General features: G+C 43.6%; 19 protein-coding genes. 18 read left to right on the top strand and 1 reads right to left on the bottom strand.

Annotation, left to right across the window (positions count from 1 at the left end):
* Window positions 1-207 precede the first annotated feature (207 nt).
* The 16 genes from TY49_RS11145 to spoVM all read left to right on the top strand — a co-directional run bounded on the left by TY49_RS11145 (window position 208) and on the right by spoVM (window position 15,438).
* Window positions 208-1,083 (top strand): YicC/YloC family endoribonuclease, encoded by an 876-nt coding sequence (locus TY49_RS11145; protein ID WP_041965991.1) that lies wholly within the window; start codon window positions 208-210, stop codon window positions 1,081-1,083.
* Between the two features lie 56 nt (window positions 1,084-1,139).
* Window positions 1,140-1,403: an extracellular matrix/biofilm regulator RemA gene (gene remA, locus TY49_RS11140; protein WP_023614949.1), complete on the top strand. Its 264-nt coding sequence runs from the start codon at window positions 1,140-1,142 to the stop codon at window positions 1,401-1,403.
* A gap of 9 nt (window positions 1,404-1,412) precedes the next feature.
* Window positions 1,413-2,027 (top strand): guanylate kinase, encoded by a 615-nt coding sequence (gene gmk / locus TY49_RS11135; protein ID WP_041965990.1) that lies wholly within the window; start codon window positions 1,413-1,415, stop codon window positions 2,025-2,027.
* Complete coding sequence (rpoZ, locus tag TY49_RS11130; protein ID WP_041965989.1) at window positions 2,028-2,252, top strand: DNA-directed RNA polymerase subunit omega; 225 nt, start codon at window positions 2,028-2,030, stop codon at window positions 2,250-2,252.
* A 343-nt stretch (window positions 2,253-2,595) separates the two neighbouring features.
* Window positions 2,596-3,807 carry a bifunctional phosphopantothenoylcysteine decarboxylase/phosphopantothenate--cysteine ligase CoaBC gene (gene coaBC, locus TY49_RS11125; RefSeq protein WP_041965988.1) on the top strand — a complete coding sequence of 404 codons (1,212 nt, stop codon included), beginning with the start codon at window positions 2,596-2,598 and terminating at the stop codon, window positions 3,805-3,807.
* On the top strand, window positions 3,804-6,218 hold the full coding sequence (gene priA, locus TY49_RS11120) for a primosomal protein N' (RefSeq protein WP_041965987.1): 2,415 nt from the start codon (window positions 3,804-3,806) through the stop codon (window positions 6,216-6,218). Before coaBC ends, priA begins: the two co-directional genes overlap by 4 nt.
* A 138-nt stretch (window positions 6,219-6,356) precedes the next feature.
* Window positions 6,357-6,842 (top strand): peptide deformylase, encoded by a 486-nt coding sequence (gene def / locus TY49_RS11115; RefSeq protein ID WP_041965986.1) that lies wholly within the window; start codon window positions 6,357-6,359, stop codon window positions 6,840-6,842.
* On the top strand, window positions 6,839-7,792 hold the full coding sequence (fmt, locus tag TY49_RS11110; protein ID WP_041965985.1) for a methionyl-tRNA formyltransferase: 954 nt from the start codon (window positions 6,839-6,841) through the stop codon (window positions 7,790-7,792). Before def ends, fmt begins: the two co-directional genes overlap by 4 nt.
* Window positions 7,785-9,134 (top strand): 16S rRNA (cytosine(967)-C(5))-methyltransferase RsmB, encoded by a 1,350-nt coding sequence (rsmB, locus tag TY49_RS11105; RefSeq protein ID WP_041965984.1) that lies wholly within the window; start codon window positions 7,785-7,787, stop codon window positions 9,132-9,134. Before fmt ends, rsmB begins: the two co-directional genes overlap by 8 nt.
* A 1-nt stretch (window position 9,135) precedes the next feature.
* A complete protein-coding gene (rlmN, locus tag TY49_RS11100) occupies window positions 9,136-10,227 on the top strand; it encodes a dual-specificity RNA methyltransferase RlmN (RefSeq protein WP_041965983.1) in 1,092 nt (363 codons plus the stop codon).
* A 4-nt stretch (window positions 10,228-10,231) separates the two neighbouring features.
* Window positions 10,232-10,984, top strand: coding sequence for a Stp1/IreP family PP2C-type Ser/Thr phosphatase (locus TY49_RS11095; protein ID WP_041965982.1), 753 nt, complete (start codon window positions 10,232-10,234; stop codon window positions 10,982-10,984).
* A 5-nt stretch (window positions 10,985-10,989) separates the two neighbouring features.
* Window positions 10,990-12,936, top strand: a complete 1,947-nt coding sequence (pknB, locus tag TY49_RS11090; protein WP_041965981.1) for a Stk1 family PASTA domain-containing Ser/Thr kinase — start codon at window positions 10,990-10,992, stop codon at window positions 12,934-12,936.
* An 18-nt stretch (window positions 12,937-12,954) separates the two neighbouring features.
* Window positions 12,955-13,836, top strand: a complete 882-nt coding sequence (gene rsgA / locus TY49_RS11085) for a ribosome small subunit-dependent GTPase A (RefSeq protein WP_041965980.1) — start codon at window positions 12,955-12,957, stop codon at window positions 13,834-13,836.
* Between the two features lie 3 nt (window positions 13,837-13,839).
* Entirely contained in the window at window positions 13,840-14,484 is a 645-nt protein-coding gene (gene rpe / locus TY49_RS11080; protein ID WP_041965979.1) for a ribulose-phosphate 3-epimerase, read from the top strand.
* Window positions 14,485-14,578: 94 nt separating this feature from the next.
* Window positions 14,579-15,226: a thiamine diphosphokinase gene (locus tag TY49_RS11075; RefSeq protein WP_041965978.1), complete on the top strand. Its 648-nt coding sequence runs from the start codon at window positions 14,579-14,581 to the stop codon at window positions 15,224-15,226.
* Between the two features lie 131 nt (window positions 15,227-15,357).
* A complete protein-coding gene (spoVM, locus tag TY49_RS11070) occupies window positions 15,358-15,438 on the top strand; it encodes a stage V sporulation protein SpoVM (RefSeq protein ID WP_023614935.1) in 81 nt (26 codons plus the stop codon).
* Between the two features lie 210 nt (window positions 15,439-15,648).
* Here spoVM and rpmB read toward each other — a convergent pair whose 3' ends face one another.
* Window positions 15,649-15,837 carry a 50S ribosomal protein L28 gene (gene rpmB / locus TY49_RS11065; RefSeq protein WP_023614934.1) on the bottom strand — a complete coding sequence of 63 codons (189 nt, stop codon included), beginning with the start codon at window positions 15,835-15,837 and terminating at the stop codon, window positions 15,649-15,651.
* 293 nt (window positions 15,838-16,130) lie between these two features.
* Here rpmB and TY49_RS11060 point away from each other — a divergent pair, with 293 nt between their 5' ends.
* Entirely contained in the window at window positions 16,131-16,493 is a 363-nt protein-coding gene (locus tag TY49_RS11060; protein ID WP_041965977.1) for an Asp23/Gls24 family envelope stress response protein, read from the top strand.
* A 15-nt stretch (window positions 16,494-16,508) separates the two neighbouring features.
* Window positions 16,509-18,179 (top strand): DAK2 domain-containing protein, encoded by a 1,671-nt coding sequence (locus TY49_RS11055; protein WP_041965976.1) that lies wholly within the window; start codon window positions 16,509-16,511, stop codon window positions 18,177-18,179.
* Window positions 18,180-18,345 lie beyond the last annotated feature (166 nt).

The raw sequence follows: 18,345 nt of genomic DNA, 5'->3' as shown, positions 1-18,345 counted from the left end.
TCTTTTCTCAAACTTTGTTGCTATTGGCTACGAAATAGGATTAAGTGACCTATTGTCTATTCACAAAATCAAAGATTATTAGGAGAAAAGAGCAAGCACACTAAATACCGAACTACAAAATGGCTTTTATCACGTTAAAATCGGCTTTAGGATTTTAACAAAAATCTTTACGAAAACAGCCTTTTAGAAAGAATGGATGTGTCTGAAATGGTCGTCAGTATGACTGGGTTTGGAAGGAGCAGGGCTGAATCAGAGAGGTTCAGTGTCACAGTCGAGGTAAAAACGGTCAATCACCGTTTTTGTGAATTCCATATTCGCATGCCCCGACAGCTCCTGAAAACGGAAGAAAAAATAAAGAAGAAACTTGGCGAACACATAAAAAGAGGGAGAGTCGAAGTATTTGTAACTTTGGAGGGCGAAGGCATAGTTAGCCGAAGTGTACATATTGACTGGAAAGCCCTGGACGAATTAGTCCATCACATATCAGAAATTAAAAACAGGTACAGCATAACGGGGGATATTGAGCTCCGTGATATTGTCAGCAGGGAAGAAATCATCCATATTGAGGAAATAGAAGCTGAAAATGAAGAACTTGAACTTCTTGTCCTTTCTGCCGTTGAGGATGCAGGCAACCAGCTGGTCCAAATGCGCAGGCTGGAAGGATCAGCACTTGAAAAGGATGTATTGCAGCATATCGAACAGCTAAAAGAGAACATTTCGAGCGTGAACAAGCTGGCGCCGAATGTTGTAGAGCAGTACCGCGAGAGGCTTCATAAGAAAATGGCTGAATTTATGGATAGCCAGACAGATGAGGACAGAATCCTCACTGAGGTTGCCTTCTTTGCAGATAAAGCTGATATCAGTGAAGAGATTGCCCGGCTTGAAAGCCATGTAAGTCAATTCAAAGATATAGTGAAGGCGAATGAGCCTCTTGGAAGGAAACTTGATTTTCTGCTTCAGGAAATGAATCGCGAGGTCAATACGATTGGTTCCAAGGCGAATGATTCAAGAATTGCCAGGGAAGTTGTCGAAATGAAAAGCCTCCTGGAAAAGGTTAAGGAACAAGTGCAAAATATAGAGTAGCGTTTAGAAAGGGTCATTAAAGGCCAAAATAAATAACTGATGATTGGGGGACCATCATGGCAATAAAGCTTATAAATATAGGCTTCGGTAATATTGTTTCAGCTAACAGGATCATTTCGATCGTAAGTCCTGAATCAGCTCCTATAAAACGGATCATCCAGGACGCTCGCGACCGAGGATCGTTAATAGATGCTACATACGGAAGAAGGACGAGGGCTGTCATCGTCATGGACAGCGACCATGTCATTCTCTCCGCGGTACAGCCGGAAACGGTAGCTCACCGCCTGAATGATCGTGATGATATTATTGATGAAGGGTAGGACTAATTAATGCAGGAAAAAGGTTTGTTGATTGTTCTTTCAGGACCATCAGGAGTTGGCAAAGGAACAGTCCGGAAAGAATTATTTTCCCAGCACGATACAGCTTTTGAATATTCCGTGTCCGCGACAACGAGGCTGCCTCGTGAAGGTGAGCAAAATGGAGTGGATTATTTCTTCAAGACAAGGGAAGAGTTTGAAGAGATGATCAGAGAGGACCAATTGCTAGAGTTTGCGGAGTTTGTTGGCAATTACTATGGAACTCCAGTTGAGTACGTCCGCGAAACACTTGATGCGGGAAGGGATGTTTTCCTTGAGATTGAGGTTCAGGGAGCAAGCCAGGTAAGGAAGAAATTCCCGGAGGGACTTTTCATTTTCCTTGCACCGCCCAGCCTTTCAGAGCTTGAAAACCGGATCGTGACACGAGGCACTGAAACGGAAGATATCATCAAAGGCAGGATGAAAGCTGCAAGAGAAGAACTTGAAATGATGGAATTATATGATTATGTGGTTGAAAACGATCATGTTGAAAACGCAGCTAATCGAGTTAAGTCAATCGTTGTGGCGGAGCACTGCCGCAGGGAACGCGTTCAACATCGTTATAAAAAAATGCTGGAGGTAGAATAAATGCTTAACCCTTCTATTGACTCTTTAATGACTAAAATTGATTCGAAATATTCATTGGTATCGGTTGCTGCAAAGCGCGCGCGCAGCATGCAGGTGCACATGGATGCTAAATTAGATAAGTATGTTTCCCACAAATTCGTCGGCAAGGCACTTGAAGAAATCAACGCAGAAAAGCTTCACTTCAAGACAGCAGGAAGCCATGAAGAGTTAAATATCAACGAATAACACCGCGATAACAACCTATTTATTGGGTTGTTATTTTTTTATTTGGGTCTTTATGGGACATAGAAAACTTTATAAGCCCGAAACGGGTTATTTGCTAGTAAAAGGTCCTATAGAAATTTTTTATAAGCCCAAACCTGAAATTTTTTCCGCAAAAAGAGTCACATAGACAAACACAATAACCTAATAAACAGTGACCCAGTCAAGGCAGGTCATTATGTAAGGCTCTGTTCATGTCCCAACGATATATTAAAGTAGCTATCTTGCCTTTTTCATGCTTAATCTGTGAAAAAATGTTATAGTTCAATCATAATGATAGTTTGTTGTAAAATGGGGGTTCTCTGACATGCTGAACGGTAAAAAAATTCTATTGTGCGTGACCGGTGGGATCGCTGTATATAAGGCTGCTGCGCTGACGAGCAAGCTTACCCAGGCTGGCGCTGAAGTGAAGGTAATCCTTAGTGACTCAGCGGCTAAATTCGTAACTCCGCTCACTTTTCAGGCACTGTCCAGAAGTGAAGTTTATACAGATACATTCGACGAGAAAAATCCTGAAAATATCGCCCATATCCATTTAGCTGATTGGGCTGATTTGATTTTAATTGCTCCGGCAACTGCCAACATCATTGGCAAGCTTGCAAACGGGATCGCTGACAATATGATATCTACTACGCTCCTGGCTGCGACTGCACCGGTATGGGTTGCACCAGCGATGAATGTACATATGTACCAACATCCTGCTGTCAAGAAAAACATGGAAACTCTAAGGAGCTTCGGATATGAATTTATTGAACCGGGTGAAGGGTATTTAGCGTGTGGATATACAGGCAAGGGCCGTCTTGAGGAACCTGAGACAATCGTAGAGCTTGCACGCCAATTTTTTAATAACCAGAGCAGGGAACTTTCGGGGAAAACTCTTTTGATTACCGCGGGCCCTACAAGGGAGAAAATCGACCCTGTCCGTTTCCTCACCAACCATTCAACTGGCAAGATGGGGTATGCGATAGCAGGAGAAGCTGTGAAAATGGGAGCAAGAGTGTTCCTTGTTTCTGGTCCAGTCAATCTTGAGCCTCCGAGTGGAGCCGAATTGATCAAGGTTGAAAGTGCTGAGGACATGTATCAGGCTGCACTAGCACAATTCGATGAAGCAGACGTCATGATTGGCACCGCGGCAGTCGCAGATTACCGTCCAAAATATATATATGAAGAGAAAATGAAGAAAAAAGAAGGCGACCAGGCCCTAGAACTGGAGAGAACTAGGGATATTCTTTTTGAGCTTGGTCAAATGAAAAAGGACCAGGTGATTGTGGGGTTCGCGGCTGAAACGAATGATGTCGAAAACCATGCAAAAGGCAAGCTTGCCAGGAAAAATGCAGACATGATTGTGGCGAATAACGTTAAGCAGGAGGGTGCTGGCTTTGGTGCTGATACGAATATCGTCACCATTTACAAAAAAGATGGTACGAACATCGAACTGCCTTTGATGCCAAAAGCAGACGTAGCCCGAAATATCCTTACCGAAGTTGTTCAATTGTTAAAAAAGGATGAAAGCATATGAATATAGCAAGTGTTATTGTCGATGTGCCTGCAAAGCAAACCGACAAAACTTTTGACTATAAAATTCCTGAAAAATACAAAGATGTGATCAAGCCTGGGACAAGGGTGATCGTCCCCTTCGGTCCAAGGAAAATCCAGGGTTTTGTCAGGGATCTTAAGGGAGAGTCCAGTTTTTCGAAGCTGCGGGCAATCATCGAACCTCTTGATTTGACACCGGTATTGAATGAGGAACTTCTACAGCTGGGTGACTGGTTGACTGAGCATACATTAAGCTATAAAATCTCCTCTTATCAGGCAATGCTTCCAGCAGCATTAAAGGCTAAATATGAAAAGAAAATTGTCCTGGCAAAAGGAACAGAGATAACCGACCTGTCTGGGAATTTAATAGAGTTATTCAGAGAAAATAGAGAAATTAAATGGGAGGATGCCGTTACGAAGGGGCTTGTCCAGCAACTCCAAAAGGAGGCGGCGTCTGGCAGGGTAGATGTTGTTTACCAGGTGAAGGACAGGGTACGCAAAAAGCTGCTCAAGCATGTTTCCCCAGCAATCGATCCTGATCAGCTGAAGGAGACAAGGGATAAACTTCCACCACAGGCGTCAGGGCAACAATCTGTACTCGACTTCTTCCTTGAACATCCGGATCCTGTGGAACAAAGGCTAATACTCTCCACTCTTGGAATCTCCCAGGGATCAATACAATCACTTGTTAAGAAAGGTATACTGAAGATTGAAGAGTTAGAGGTCTACAGAGACCCATATTCAGAACGGGAATTTGAACGTAAATTCGCTCTGGACTTAACGAATGAGCAAGAAAAAGCGATTAGTCCAATACTTTCTGCAATAGAAAAGGATCTGCATGAAGTCTTTCTTTTGTATGGTGTTACAGGCAGCGGGAAGACGGAGATCTATCTGCAATCAATCCAGGAGGTCTTAAGGAAAGGCAAGGAAGCGATTGTGCTTGTGCCTGAAATTTCATTAACGCCGCAAATGGTCACGCGTTTCAAAGAACGGTTTGGTGATTTGGTGGCTGTCATGCATAGCGGCCTGTCGGCTGGGGAGAAGTATGATGAATGGCGGAAAATCCAGCGAAAGGAAGTAAAAGTTGTTGTAGGTGCGAGGTCAGCGATTTTTGCTCCATTCGAGAATATAGGAATCATCATCATTGATGAAGAACATGAAACGAGCTACAAGCAAGAAGAGAACCCAAGATACCATGCAAGGGACGTCGCAATCCAGCGGGCTAAAACATATGCCTGTCCAGTCGTCCTTGGCAGTGCAACACCTTCGCTTGAATCATTTGCACGGGCGCAAAAAGAAAGGTATACTCTTCTATCTCTGCCAAAGCGGATGAACAACCAGGCATTGCCAACTGTAGAAATCGTTGACATGCGTGAGGAATTGCGGACGGGAAACCGTTCGATGTTTTCGGTAAAGCTTTTTGAAAAGATAAAAGACAGGCTTGAGAAAAAAGAGCAGACCGTCCTATTTTTAAATAAACGCGGACATTCGTCGTTTGTAATGTGCCGTGATTGCGGATATGTCATGAACTGCCCGCATTGCGATATCACGTTGACATACCACAGATATAATGAGCAGATGAAATGCCATTACTGCGGTTATGAAGACAGGGTGCCGACAATTTGTCCTGAATGCAACAGTGAGCATATCCGCTATTTCGGGACCGGGACTCAAAAGGTTGAGGAAGAATTGTTAAAATTGATTCCTGAAGCGAGAATTATCAGGATGGATGTCGATACAACCGGCAGGAAAGGTTCACATGAAAAGTTACTGACTGCTTTTCAGGAGGGCCAGGCAGACATTTTACTCGGAACGCAAATGATTGCGAAAGGGTTGGATTTTCCAAATATTACATTAGTAGGTGTTCTTTCAGCAGACACAATGTTGAATCTGCCTGATTTCCGGTCCTCGGAAAAAACATTTCAGCTTTTGACGCAGGTTAGCGGCAGGGCTGGAAGACACAAGCTTCCTGGAGAGGTAGTGATCCAGACTTATACTCCTGAGCATTACAGTGTTGAGCTTGCCGGGACACAGGATTACGACCGGTTTTACCAGCAGGAGATGCTGATCCGGAAGGTTCATCAGTACCCGCCATTTTATTACCTTTCCCTGGTAACTGTCAGCCATGAAGAATTGATGAAAGTCGTATCAGTTACTGAAAAGATCGCAAAATTCATCTCCTCAAGGCTGACGAATGAAGCAGTCGTTCTGGGTCCTGTAGCATCACCAATCCCACGGATCAACGATAGATATCGCTATCAATGTCTGATAAAATACAAAAAGGAACCAGAACTTAAAAATGCCTTAAAAACAATACTGGATCATTACCAGCAGGAAACAGGCACAGGAGCGTTGCAGATTTCTGTCGACCTGAACCCTTATATTCTGATGTAAGGATATTTTTAAACTTATGCATTGATTGCTGCTTTCCGAGCAATAAAGTTTTCGGAATGAGCCTTCAGGAAAGTTTATGAAAAAAGATGATTGAACAAGATAATACTAATATTTAATGGATTTATTGGAGGATTTATTTTGGCAGTAAGAAAAATAGTTAATTACCCAGCAGACATTTTGGAGCAGGAATGCGAAAAGGTCACAGCTTTCGATAAAAAACTGGCAAAGCTGCTGGATGACATGTATGATACAATGATTGAATTTGATGGTGTTGGCCTGGCCGCCCCTCAAATAGATATAAAGAAGCAGATTGCGATTGTCGATATTGATGATGAGCACGGTACAATTGAATTGATCAACCCGGTGATTCTCGAGACTCGCGGTGAGCAGACTGGACCTGAGGGATGCTTAAGTTTCCCGGGATTATACGGAGAGGTCACTCGCCCCAACTATGTGAAGGTAAAGGCACAGGATCGCAAAGGCAAAAGCTATGAATTAGAAGCAGAGGAGTTTTTGGCAAGAGCGATTTTGCATGAGATTGACCATCTTCACGGTGTGTTATTCACCACTAAAGTGTCAAGATATATCGAAGAAGCTGAGTTAGAGGAGTTGAACCAGGAATGACAAGAATCGTATTTATGGGGACTCCGGACTTTTCTGTCCCGGTTTTGAGAAGATTGGTCGACGAGGGCTATAACGTCATTGGAGTTGTTACCCAGCCCGACCGCCCAGTTGGCAGAAAAAGGGTCCTGACTCCGCCCCCTGTAAAAGCAGAAGCGTTGAAACATGGCATCCCGGTTTATCAGCCAGAGAAAATCCGCCAGCCGGAAGAGCTGGATAAAATCCTGGCACTTAATCCGGATTTAATTGTCACTGCTGCCTTTGGTCAAATTTTACCAAATCAGCTCCTCGAGGCACCGAAGTATGGCTGCATCAATGTCCATGCATCCCTTCTGCCAGAGCTTCGCGGCGGTGCACCAATTCACTATGCCATCATTGAAGGAAAAGGAAAAACTGGAATAACTATCATGTATATGGTCGAAAAGCTGGACGCTGGCGATATCCTGACTCAGGTGGAAGTATCAATTACCGAAACAGATACAGTTGGATCATTGCATGATAAAATGAGCGCAGCTGGTGCAGACCTTTTGTCAGAGACGGTTCCAAAGCTGTTAAAAGGAGAAATCACTCCTGTTCCACAAAATAATGAAGAAGCTACATTTGCATGGAACATCAAGCGCGAACAGGAAAAAATCGATTGGAACAGAGCTGGCGCCGATATATACAACCATATCCGCGGCATGAACCCTTGGCCTGTTGCCTATACCACTATGGATGGATCGGTAATGAAGCTATGGGGTGCCGAAAAAGCAAACCATAAAGGAAGCGACCAACCTGGGACGATCGTAAAAGTTGAAGAAGATGGTTTTGTTGTTGCGACTGGTGATGAAACCGCAATAAAAATCACAGAACTTCAGCCAGCCGGCAAGAAAAAGATGGATGCGAAGCAATTCTTGCGTGGGGCAGGGGCAAACTTAGAGCCAGGTGTTAAGTTAGGAGACATCAATGAGTAAAAAGAAAAATGTAAGAGATACTGCATTGCAGCTCCTGGAAACAATTGAAAAGAACCAGGCATACAGCAATCTGCTCTTGAACAGCGCGATAGATAAAAATGAAATCAATCCGATCGATGTAGGGCTGCTGACAGAATTGGTATATGGCACGCTTCAGCGCAAAATGACCATCGATTTTTACCTAAAGCCTTTTATCGAGAAAAACAAAAAGCTTCAAAGCTGGGTCATCAATCTGCTTCGCATGACAGTTTACCAGATGGTTTACTTAGATAAAATCCCTGAAAGAGCGGCAATTTTTGAAGCGGTGGAAATCGCAAAACGCAGGGGACACAAGGGCATTGCCAGTCTTGTGAATGGTGTGCTCAGGAGCATCCAGAGAAATGGATTACCTTCACTTGATTCCATTGCGGATCCTGCGGAAAGAATATCCATAGAGACCAGCCATCCATTGTGGCTTGTAAGAAGGTGGGTAGACCAATTCGGTGAGGAAAAGACACTGGAAATGTGTGAAGTGAATTTAACTGCACCGCTGCAGACAGGCAGAGTCAATCTGACGAGAATTTCTCGTGATGAGTGCCTCGAGCTTCTGGAGGAAGAAGGTTTTGAGGTAGAGCCCAGTCCAATTCTACCAGAAGCAGTCAAGTGTCTGAGAGGCAATCTGGCCTCATCTAAAGCTTTCAAATATGGGTTGTTGACCATCCAGGATGAAAGCTCCATGCTGGTTGCCAACGCACTAGGCATTAGAGAAGAAGAAGTTATTCTTGATGCATGTGCTGCACCTGGAGGGAAAACTACTCATATCGCCGAGAAGCTTGGAAATAGCGGGAAGGTGATATCACTTGACCTTCATGAGCACAAAGTTAAGCTTATCTCTGAGAATGCTGAGCGTTTGGGTCTCGAAAATATCGAAGCTCAAAAAATGGACAGCCGTCAGGCAGCCACCCATTTTGAAAAAGAATCAATTGACAGGGTATTGCTGGATGCTCCCTGCTCTGGTCTTGGAGTAATGAGACGAAAGCCGGATATGAAGTATACTAAGAAAGAACAGGATTTATCACAGTTGCAAACCATTCAGCTGAGCCTGCTACAATCAGTCGCCCCGCTCTTGAAGGCTGGTGGCACACTGGTATATAGCACATGCACGGTTGACCGTGAAGAAAACCAGGAAGTAATCGAAAAATTTTTACACGAGCATCCGGAATTCGAAGGAGATACAACATTTGCAGAAAGAATGCCAGTGGCTATCAAACCATTGATCAATGGCTATGATGTGCAAATTCTTCCGCAGGACTTTGGCTCTGATGGGTTTTATATTGCTTGTTTAAGAAAGAAGGTGGAATAACATGGAACAAGAAAAAACAACTAGAAATGAAGCAACCGAGGATACAGCAAAAAAGTCCATTTATTCACTTCAGCTTGAAGAACTGAAGGATTGGCTGAAGGATCAAGGAGAAAAACCGTTCAGGGCAGAACAAATATATGACTGGCTCTACAAAAAAAGAGCAGCTTCTTTTGAAGATATGTCCAATTTGCCTAAGCCTTTGAGGGACAAGCTAGACGAGCATTTTGTCCTGACAACCCTGAGTACAATCATTCAGCAGACATCATCTGACGGAACAATCAAATTTTTATTTGAATTGCAAGATGGAGTATCAATTGAAACGGTGCTCATGCGGCACGAGTATGGAAACTCTGTCTGTGTAACGACACAGGTTGGCTGCAGGATCGGCTGTACTTTCTGTGCTTCTACCCTTGGCGGTTTGAAGAGGAACCTGGAATCAGGAGAAATCGTTGCCCAGGTCGTAAAAGTACAACAGGCACTTGATGAGACGGATGAAAGAGTAAGTTCGATTGTAATCATGGGTATCGGCGAACCGTTTGATAACTATGACCATATGCTTTCATTCTTGAAAATTATGAACCATGACAAAGGCATGAATATTGGTGCACGCCATATTACCGTATCTACAAGCGGTATCATCCCTAAGATCTATCAATTTGCGGATGAAAATATGCAAATAAACTTTGCGATTTCCCTGCATGCTCCAAATAATGAATTGCGCAGCAGGCTGATGCCGATTAATCGCGCATACAAGCTTCCTGATTTAATGGACGCAGTCCGTTACTATGTGAACAAGACAGGAAGAAGAATCAGCTTTGAATACGGCCTGTTCGGGGGTGTCAATGATCAGGTTGAGCATGCTGAAGAGCTTGCACAACTGGTTAAAGGTTTGAAATGCCATATCAATTTGATTCCGGTCAACTATGTACCTGAACGTGATTACGTAAGAACACCAAAGAGCCAAATCTTCAAGTTTGAACGTACTCTTCGCGACCGTGGAGTGAATGTGACAATCAGAAGAGAACAAGGGCATGACATTGAAGCAGCTTGCGGACAACTTCGGGCGAAAGAAAGAAAAGAAGAGACGAGGTGACAAGATGAAAGCTGTTTTCATGACAGACAGGGGAAAAGTCCGCCTGCATAATGAAGACAATGGAGGCATCTTTGTAAATCCTCACGGTCAGCGCCTTGCCATCGTAGCAGATGGCATGGGCGGCCACCGTGCGGGGGATGTTGCCAGTGAAATGACCACCAATCATTTAAAAAATCTTTGGGAAAAATCAACTCAGATACATACAGCAGAAGAAGCAGAAAAATGGATGGAAGAAGCGGTATTGCAAGCTAACAAGGAAATATTCGAGCACTCTATGAAAAACACCGAATGTGAAGGCATGGGCACGACAATCGTGGCGGCCATTTGTACGAATCTGTTCGTTACCATCGTAAACATAGGGGACAGCCGTTGTTACTTATTAAACGAAACGGGATTTAAGCAGTTGACGGAGGATCACTCTCTTGTTAACGAACTCGTTCGTTCTGGACAGATTTCCAGGGAAGATGCAGAGCATCATCCGCGGAAAAATGTCCTCTTAAGGGCGCTCGGAACTGAAGAGTCGGTTGAGATGGACGTGAAAACAATCATCTTTGAAGAGGAAGATGCATTGCTGCTTTGTTCAGATGGCCTTTCCAATAAAGTAAGCCAGGAAGAAATGGAGAGTGTCATAACAAACAAAGAACTGTCCCTCGAAGATAAGGCGGAAGAATTTATCAAAAGGGCAAACCAATATGGCGGCGAAGATAATATTACTCTTGCTATCGTCGAATACCAGGAATTCAACGAGGGCAGGTGAAGAATATGATTATCGGAAAAAGAATCAGCGGGCGTTATAAGATCAAGGATATGATTGGCGGCGGAGGCATGGCGAATGTCTACCTTGCCCATGATATGATTCTCGACAGAGATGTAGCGGTCAAGATGCTGCGTCTTGATTTTGCCAATGATGAAGAATTCATCCGCAGGTTCCATAGAGAAGCGCAATCCGCAACAAGCCTTGCCCATCCAAATATCGTCAGTATTTATGATGTCGGTGAAGAGGACGGGCTATACTATATTGTGATGGAATATGTCGATGGACAGACGTTGAAGCAGTACATACAGCAACATGCACCTGTTCCAGTTGAAGAAGCCCTGGACATCATGAAGCAGCTTACTTCGGCAATTTCAGATGCTCACCATAACCATATTGTCCACCGGGATATCAAGCCACACAATATCCTGATCGACAGCAGCGGTACAGTGAAAATTACCGATTTCGGTATTGCGATGGCTTTGAGTGCGACCAGTATTACTCAAACCAATTCAGTGCTGGGATCTGTTCATTACCTTTCTCCTGAACAAGCAAGAGGTGGCATGGCGAATAAGAAATCGGATATTTATTCGATTGGTATTGTCATGTTCGAATTGCTCACCGGCAGGCTTCCGTTTTCAGGTGAATCCGCCGTTTCCATCGCCCTGAAGCATTTACAGTCGGAGACTCCTTCCTTAAAAAGGTGGAATCCGCAAATTCCTCAAAGCGTTGAGAATATTGTCCTCAAGGCGACTGCGAAGGATCCCTTCCATCGCTATGATAATGTCGATGAAATGGAAGATGATTTGCGAACGGCGCTTGACTCAAAGCGTTTGAATGAAGGAAAGTTCGTCATTCCGGAAGACGATGAAGCTACAAAAGCGATACCAATCATAACCAATGACCGGCCTTATCATAATCTTGATGAAACAATCATACGGAAAGATGCTCCCGCTTCACAGGAATCAAATGGAAAGCCTGAGAAAAAGAAGAAAAAGAAATGGCCAATTATCATGACGGTTTTGTTTTTGTTGATCCTGACTGCGGGAATAGTAATGGTGACAATGGGACCTGAAATATTCGGTCCGAAGGAAAAGGAAGTTCCGGATGTTAGCAGCATGGAAGTAGAAGATGCAGTCGCTGAACTTATGTCTGAAGGTTTTATCATTGGAGATAGAAAGGAAATCAGTGATGATGAAGTCGAGGAAGGAAATGTCATCCGCACCAATCCGAAAGCCGGAAAAATGATCAAGGAAGGCAATGAAATCGACTTGTATATTAGTACCGGTAAAGAAAAGGTAGAATTATCGGATTATACTGGCAGGAATTACGACGATGTCCGCAAGCTGCTGGAAGGGAAAGGCTTCAAAGATATCATAAAAACCGAAGAGCATGCCGATAGTGAAGCGGGTACCATCCTTGAGCAAAATCCATCAGGTGGTGAATCCGTCATTCCTGAGGAGACAACTTTGGAATTTAAAGTCAGTAAGGGTCCAGAATTGGTAACATTGCGTGATTTAAAAGGATACAACCAAGGCAACCTCGATGTATATGAAGAAACCACTGGCCTCGTCATTGAGAGATCTGAGGCGTTTCATGATACGATACAAGCCGGATCGGTCATTTCCCAAAAACCTGAAGCAGGCACGCAACTGCCGCCAGGGAGTAAGGTAAGTGTTGTTATTTCGCAAGGGAAAAAATTGGTTCCGCAAGAAGTAACAAAGGAGATCATCATCCAATATGACCCTCAAGAAGAAGGAGTACCTCAGGAAGTCAAGATCTACATCAGTGACATGAATCGCGATGAATCAGTTCCTGCAGAGACCTTTAAGATCACTGAGGATACAACCCGTAAACTCACTTTTATGATAGCGCCAGGACAAGAGGCTTATTATAAAGTGACGGTGGACGATACACCTTATACAGAGGCCGGTGTTCCTTATCCAGAAGACTAACAGACAGGGAGTGTTGCTATGCCTGAGGGCAAAATTATCAAGGCGCTGAGCGGTTTTTATTATGTTGCTAATGAGGATGGAGTTGTCCAATGCCGAGGTCGCGGGGTTTTCCGCAAAAACAAGGTAACACCGCTTGTAGGTGACGAGGTCGTTTTCCAGGCTGAAAACGACACGGAAGGCTATATCATGGAAGTCAAAGAGCGGAAGAATGAGTTAGTCCGACCTCCAATCGCAAATGTGGATCAGGCAATCCTTGTTTTTTCAGCTGTGGAACCCGACTTCAGTACAGCCCTGCTCGACCGGTTTTTGGTTCTTGTTGAATATAACCATATCGAGCCACTCATCTGCATTACGAAAATGGATTTAACCAAAGAAGAGCAGCAGGTCCGACTTGAAAAATACGCAGAGGATTACCGAAAAGCAGGTTATGAGGTTATTTTTACTTCATCTGAAACTTCTGAGGGTCTGGAAAAATTAAAACCCCACATTGAAGGGAAGATCTCTGTATTTGCTGGTCAATCTGGAGTTGGAAAGTCATCCCTGCTCAACGCAATCCGTCCAGACCTTGAATTGAAGACCGATGATATATCTTCACATTTGGGCAGGGGCAAGCACACGACAAGACATGTCGAGCTGATTACCATCAATAATGGTCTTGTTGCCGACACGCCTGGATTCAGTTCTCTGGAATTTACCGAGATTGAGGCTGAAGAGTTGAATTCATGCTTCCCGGAAATTCGGGAAATCAGCGAGGATTGCAAATTCAGGGGATGCCTCCATATGGCTGAACCTAAGTGTGCAGTTAAAGCGGCAGTCGAGTCTGAAACTTTGCCTGAATACAGATATTCGCATTATAAGGACTTTTTGTTAGAAATCAAAGATAGAAAGCCGAGGTACTGAACCATGGTTAAAATTGCACCTTCAATCTTATCAGCTGACTTTGCCCGTTTAGGCGAAGAGATCAAGGATGTCGAGCGGGGTGGGGCTGATTATATTCATGTGGATGTAATGGATGGGCATTTCGTGCCGAATATTACAATTGGCCCGTTGATTGTCGAGGCAATCAGGCCAATAACGAAGCTTCCGCTTGATGTCCACCTGATGATCGAAAATCCTGATCAATATATCGAAGCTTTCGCAAAGGCCGGAGCTGACTACATTACCGTCCATGTTGAAGCGAGCAGGCATTTGCACAGGACGATCCAGCTGATTAAATCTACCGGTGTAAAAGCTGGAGTTGTCCTGAATCCAGCCACTCCTGTTGACAGTCTGAAGCATATTATCGAGGATATAGATATGGTGCTGCTTATGTCTGTCAATCCAGGTTTTGGCGGCCAAAAATTCATCTCCTCCGTACTTCCGAAAATCAGGCAGGTAAAAGAGCTCGCAGACTCACTTAACCCTGAACTCGAAATCGAAGTCGATGGCGGAGTGAATGAAGAGACAGCCAAGCTTTGTGTAGAAGCAGGAGCGAACGTTCTTGTAGCAGGTTCAGCTGTTTTTAATAAGGAAAACAGGGGAGCAGCCATCGCAAGCTTAAGACCATAAAATAAAGCCAGCCGTCACATGCGGCTGGCTTTATTTAGCTTATTGATTTTAGACAATTTCCTATCTTTAATAGGTCAAAAAGGAGAATGTTTTTATGAAAATAAATTTAGTAGCAGGAGGCCCGGCAAACCTGATACCAGATTTCCATTTATATGATGAAATGAATGTTATCTGGATTGGGATTGATAGAGGTGTATTTTATTTATTGAAGGCGGGTATCAAGCCATCAGCAGCTTTTGGGGATTTTGACTCCGTTTCAGAAGCAGAGTTGACAGAGATTGAAGAAGCTGTTTCGGACCTTAATAAATTCAAACCTGAAAAAGATGAGACAGATATGGAACTAGCTTTAAACTGGGCTCTTGAGCAGGAACCAGAATCCATAACGATATTTGGCGCAACCGGAGGAAGGTTAGACCACTTAATGGCTAACATCCAGCTGCTGGTCAAACCTCTTCAGCAGGGTTCTGCACTCCATATCGAAATGATTGATGCAAAAAATATTTTATTTGTTAAAAAACCAGGATGCTACTCCGTCAGTAAATTGGACGAATATAAATATATTTCCTTCCTCCCTGTTACACCAGCAGTCTCGGGAATGACACTGAAAAATTTTAAATACCCATTAAATGACTGTCATATTCCTATGGGATCGACACTATGTATTAGTAATGAACTTATTAGAGGTCATGGTACTTTTTCATTTTCTGAAGGCATATTATTAGTTGTAAGGAGCAAGGATTGAAGGTCTTCTTGGGGAGCTCTATTCATGATTCCACGGATTCATATGTAAGGAGCAATTTTTGCATACCCGCGAATATACTATACGGATGCAGAAAGAAGACTGGTTTGCGAGAGATGGTGAGGAGGGACGGTATGAGATTCTATACAATCAAACTGCCTAAGTTTTTAGGTGGCCTCGTACGGGCAATGTTAGGTGCATTTAAAAAGGATTAGAACCGATAACAAAGAATAAGCAAAGAAGGAAAGTATATGAATGCTCTTTGGCACCCTGGAAACGGGGTGCTATTATTTTACCGCCAATTGGGAAGAATGAGCATGAGGACGAAATAAAATCTGTCAGAAAATAAAAAAGGCACCCACATGGATGCCGTGCAGTTTCCTGCCGGCTACTTGAGCCAGGCAGAAGGTCTGCAACTTTTTTAATTATACGCGTTCAACTTTACCTGATCTTAGAGCTCTTGCAGATACCCAAACACGCTTAGGCTTACCGTCTACAAGAATACGTACTTTTTGAAGGTTAGCACCCCATGTACGCTTGTTAGCGTTCATTGCGTGAGAGCGTGCGTTACCAGAACGAGTTGATTTACCAGTTACTACACATTTACGTGGCATATGATTTCCCTCCTAACTGACAAAAGCTGAAACTATTTTTTGCTGCAATTATTTGCATATCGTCAGAACTGCGATTTAACAGGATAACCTTTTCTCTGACATACTTTAATAATTTATCATAGAAATTTCCCATTTGCAATAGTTCTGGCGAAAGCTATAAAGAAAAAAACCTTGACATATAGTTGGGATTCTTGCTGAATAATAAAGGGAAGATCAGAATAACTTTAAAAATTGATTGGTTTATAGTAAAATAACTGTAGCATAACGCTATTTTTCCAAAGGGGGAACGAATCATGTCCATCGAGCTAAAAACGAAGTACGGACAAATTGATATATCAAATGATGTAATTGCAACGATTGCAGGCGGCGCAGCAGTTGATTGTTATGGTATTGTCGGGATGGCTTCAAAGAATCAGATCAAGGACGGATTAACAGATATTTTGCGCAGGGAGAATTTCACTCGCGGAGTAATCGTTCGCCAGGAAAACGAAGAAGTACATATCGATATGTATATTATTGTGAGCTATGGGACGAAAATTTCCGAGGTTGCCCACAATGTCCAGTCAAAGGTAAAGTACACTCTTGATAAAACTGTAGGGCTGGCAGTTGACTCGGTCAATATTTACGTTCAGGGAGTTCGTGTAACGAACCCGTAAGAGGAGGAAAGATTTGTGTCTATTAATGTTCTAGACGGAAAACGTTTTGCGGAGATGGTCATCCAGGGCGCCAACCATTTGGCGGCGAATGCCAAGTATGTCGACGCGCTGAACGTCTTCCCTGTTCCTGATGGAGATACGGGAACAAATATGAATTTATCCATGACTTCCGGAGCTAAGGAAGTAAAGAACCATGTACAGGAGCATATCGGGAAGGTGGGTTCCGCGCTTGCTAAGGGCCTGCTTATGGGAGCAAGAGGAAACTCCGGTGTTATCCTTTCCCAGTTATTCCGTGGTTTTGCAAAAGCAATCGAAAGTAAGCCAACTGTGAACTCTGTAGAGTTTGCCGCTGCGTTGAATGCAGGTGTTGAAACAGCTTATAAGGCTGTCATGAAACCTGTGGAAGGCACGATTTTAACAGTAGCAAAGGATGCTGCCAAGCATGCTGTAGCTGTTGCCAAGAACCATGAAAGCCTTATTGGTTTGATGGAAGAAGTGCTGAAAGAAGCGAAGGCATCATTAAACCGCACGCCAGACTTGCTGCCAGTCCTAAAGGAAGTAGGAGTAGTCGATAGTGGCGGACAGGGTCTTGTATTCGTTTATGAAGGTTTCCTTGCAGAATTGAAGGGCGAAAAGCTTCCTGATTCCCCATCTGCAATGCCTAACATGAATGAGCTTGTCAGCGCTGAGCACCATAAGAGCGTTCAGAGCCACATGAATACTGAGGATATCGAATTCGGCTATTGTACTGAATTCATGGTTAGGCTTGAAGGGAAAGAAGCATTTTCTGAGGAAGATTTCCGCCAGGACTTGAGCAAATATGGAGATTCTCTTCTCGTTATTTCAGATGACGAGGTTGTAAAGGTACATATCCACTCAGAACAGCCTGGAGAGGTTCTGACTTATGGTCAAAGATACGGAAACCTGATCAATATGAAAATTGAAAATATGCGCCAGCAGCATACTGATATTGTCGGAGAATCGACAACCCCTCTTCGAACACAGGCTAGTGAGCCAAAGAAAGAAAAGCGGGAATACGGAATCGTCGCTGTCTCAATGGGTTCCGGAATTGCTGAGCTTTTCCGCAGCATTGGTGCCAATGCGGTAATCGAAGGCGGCCAGACAATGAATCCGAGCACAGAGGATATCATTACGGCGATCAAAGAAGTAAACGCGCGCAAGATAATCATACTGCCGAACAATAAAAACATTATCATGGCTGCTGAGCAGGCTGCTGAGGTAGCGGAACAAGAAGTGGTAGTCATTCCTTCAAAGACTGTTCCTCAGGGAATGACAGCGTTGCTTTCCTTTAACCCCTCAGCTGAAGCTGGTGACAATAAAGAAGCGATGACTGAAGCCATGCAGCATGTGAAAACGGGCCAGCTGACATATGCTGTCCGTGATACAAGTATTGACGGTCTTGAAATTTCAACAGGTGATTTCATGGGTCTTGCCGATGGGAAGATCATCCTGAAGGATCAGGATAAAGTCAAGGCGGCCAAGGACCTATTGGACCAGATGCTTGATGAAGACTCTGAGATCCTGACAATCCTAAAAGGTGAAGACGCTTCAGATGAAGATGTCGATTCAATCGTCGAGTTTGTTGAAAGCAATTACGGCGATGTAGAAGTAGAAGTCCATAATGGAGAACAGCCATTATACGCCTTCATCTTCGCGATTGAATAAATTTTCCGGCAGTGCTGATTCTCCTGCTGGACAAATAAAATTGTAAATATGATACTAAGAAATAGAAGGGGATTCCCCTTCTATTTCGTTTTGTATAAAAGGGATTTTCCTATTTTGATTCATAGAGAGCGCTGTTATATGTGAAAAGTTAAGCGTAATAGTATTT

It is taken from the genome of Mesobacillus selenatarsenatis SF-1 (assembly GCF_000813125.1).
In the GTDB taxonomy this organism is placed as follows: domain Bacteria; phylum Bacillota; class Bacilli; order Bacillales; family Cytobacillaceae; genus Mesobacillus; species Mesobacillus selenatarsenatis.
The sequence above is the reverse complement of the archived record's forward strand: the minus strand, read 5'-3'. Positions and strand labels throughout refer to the sequence as shown.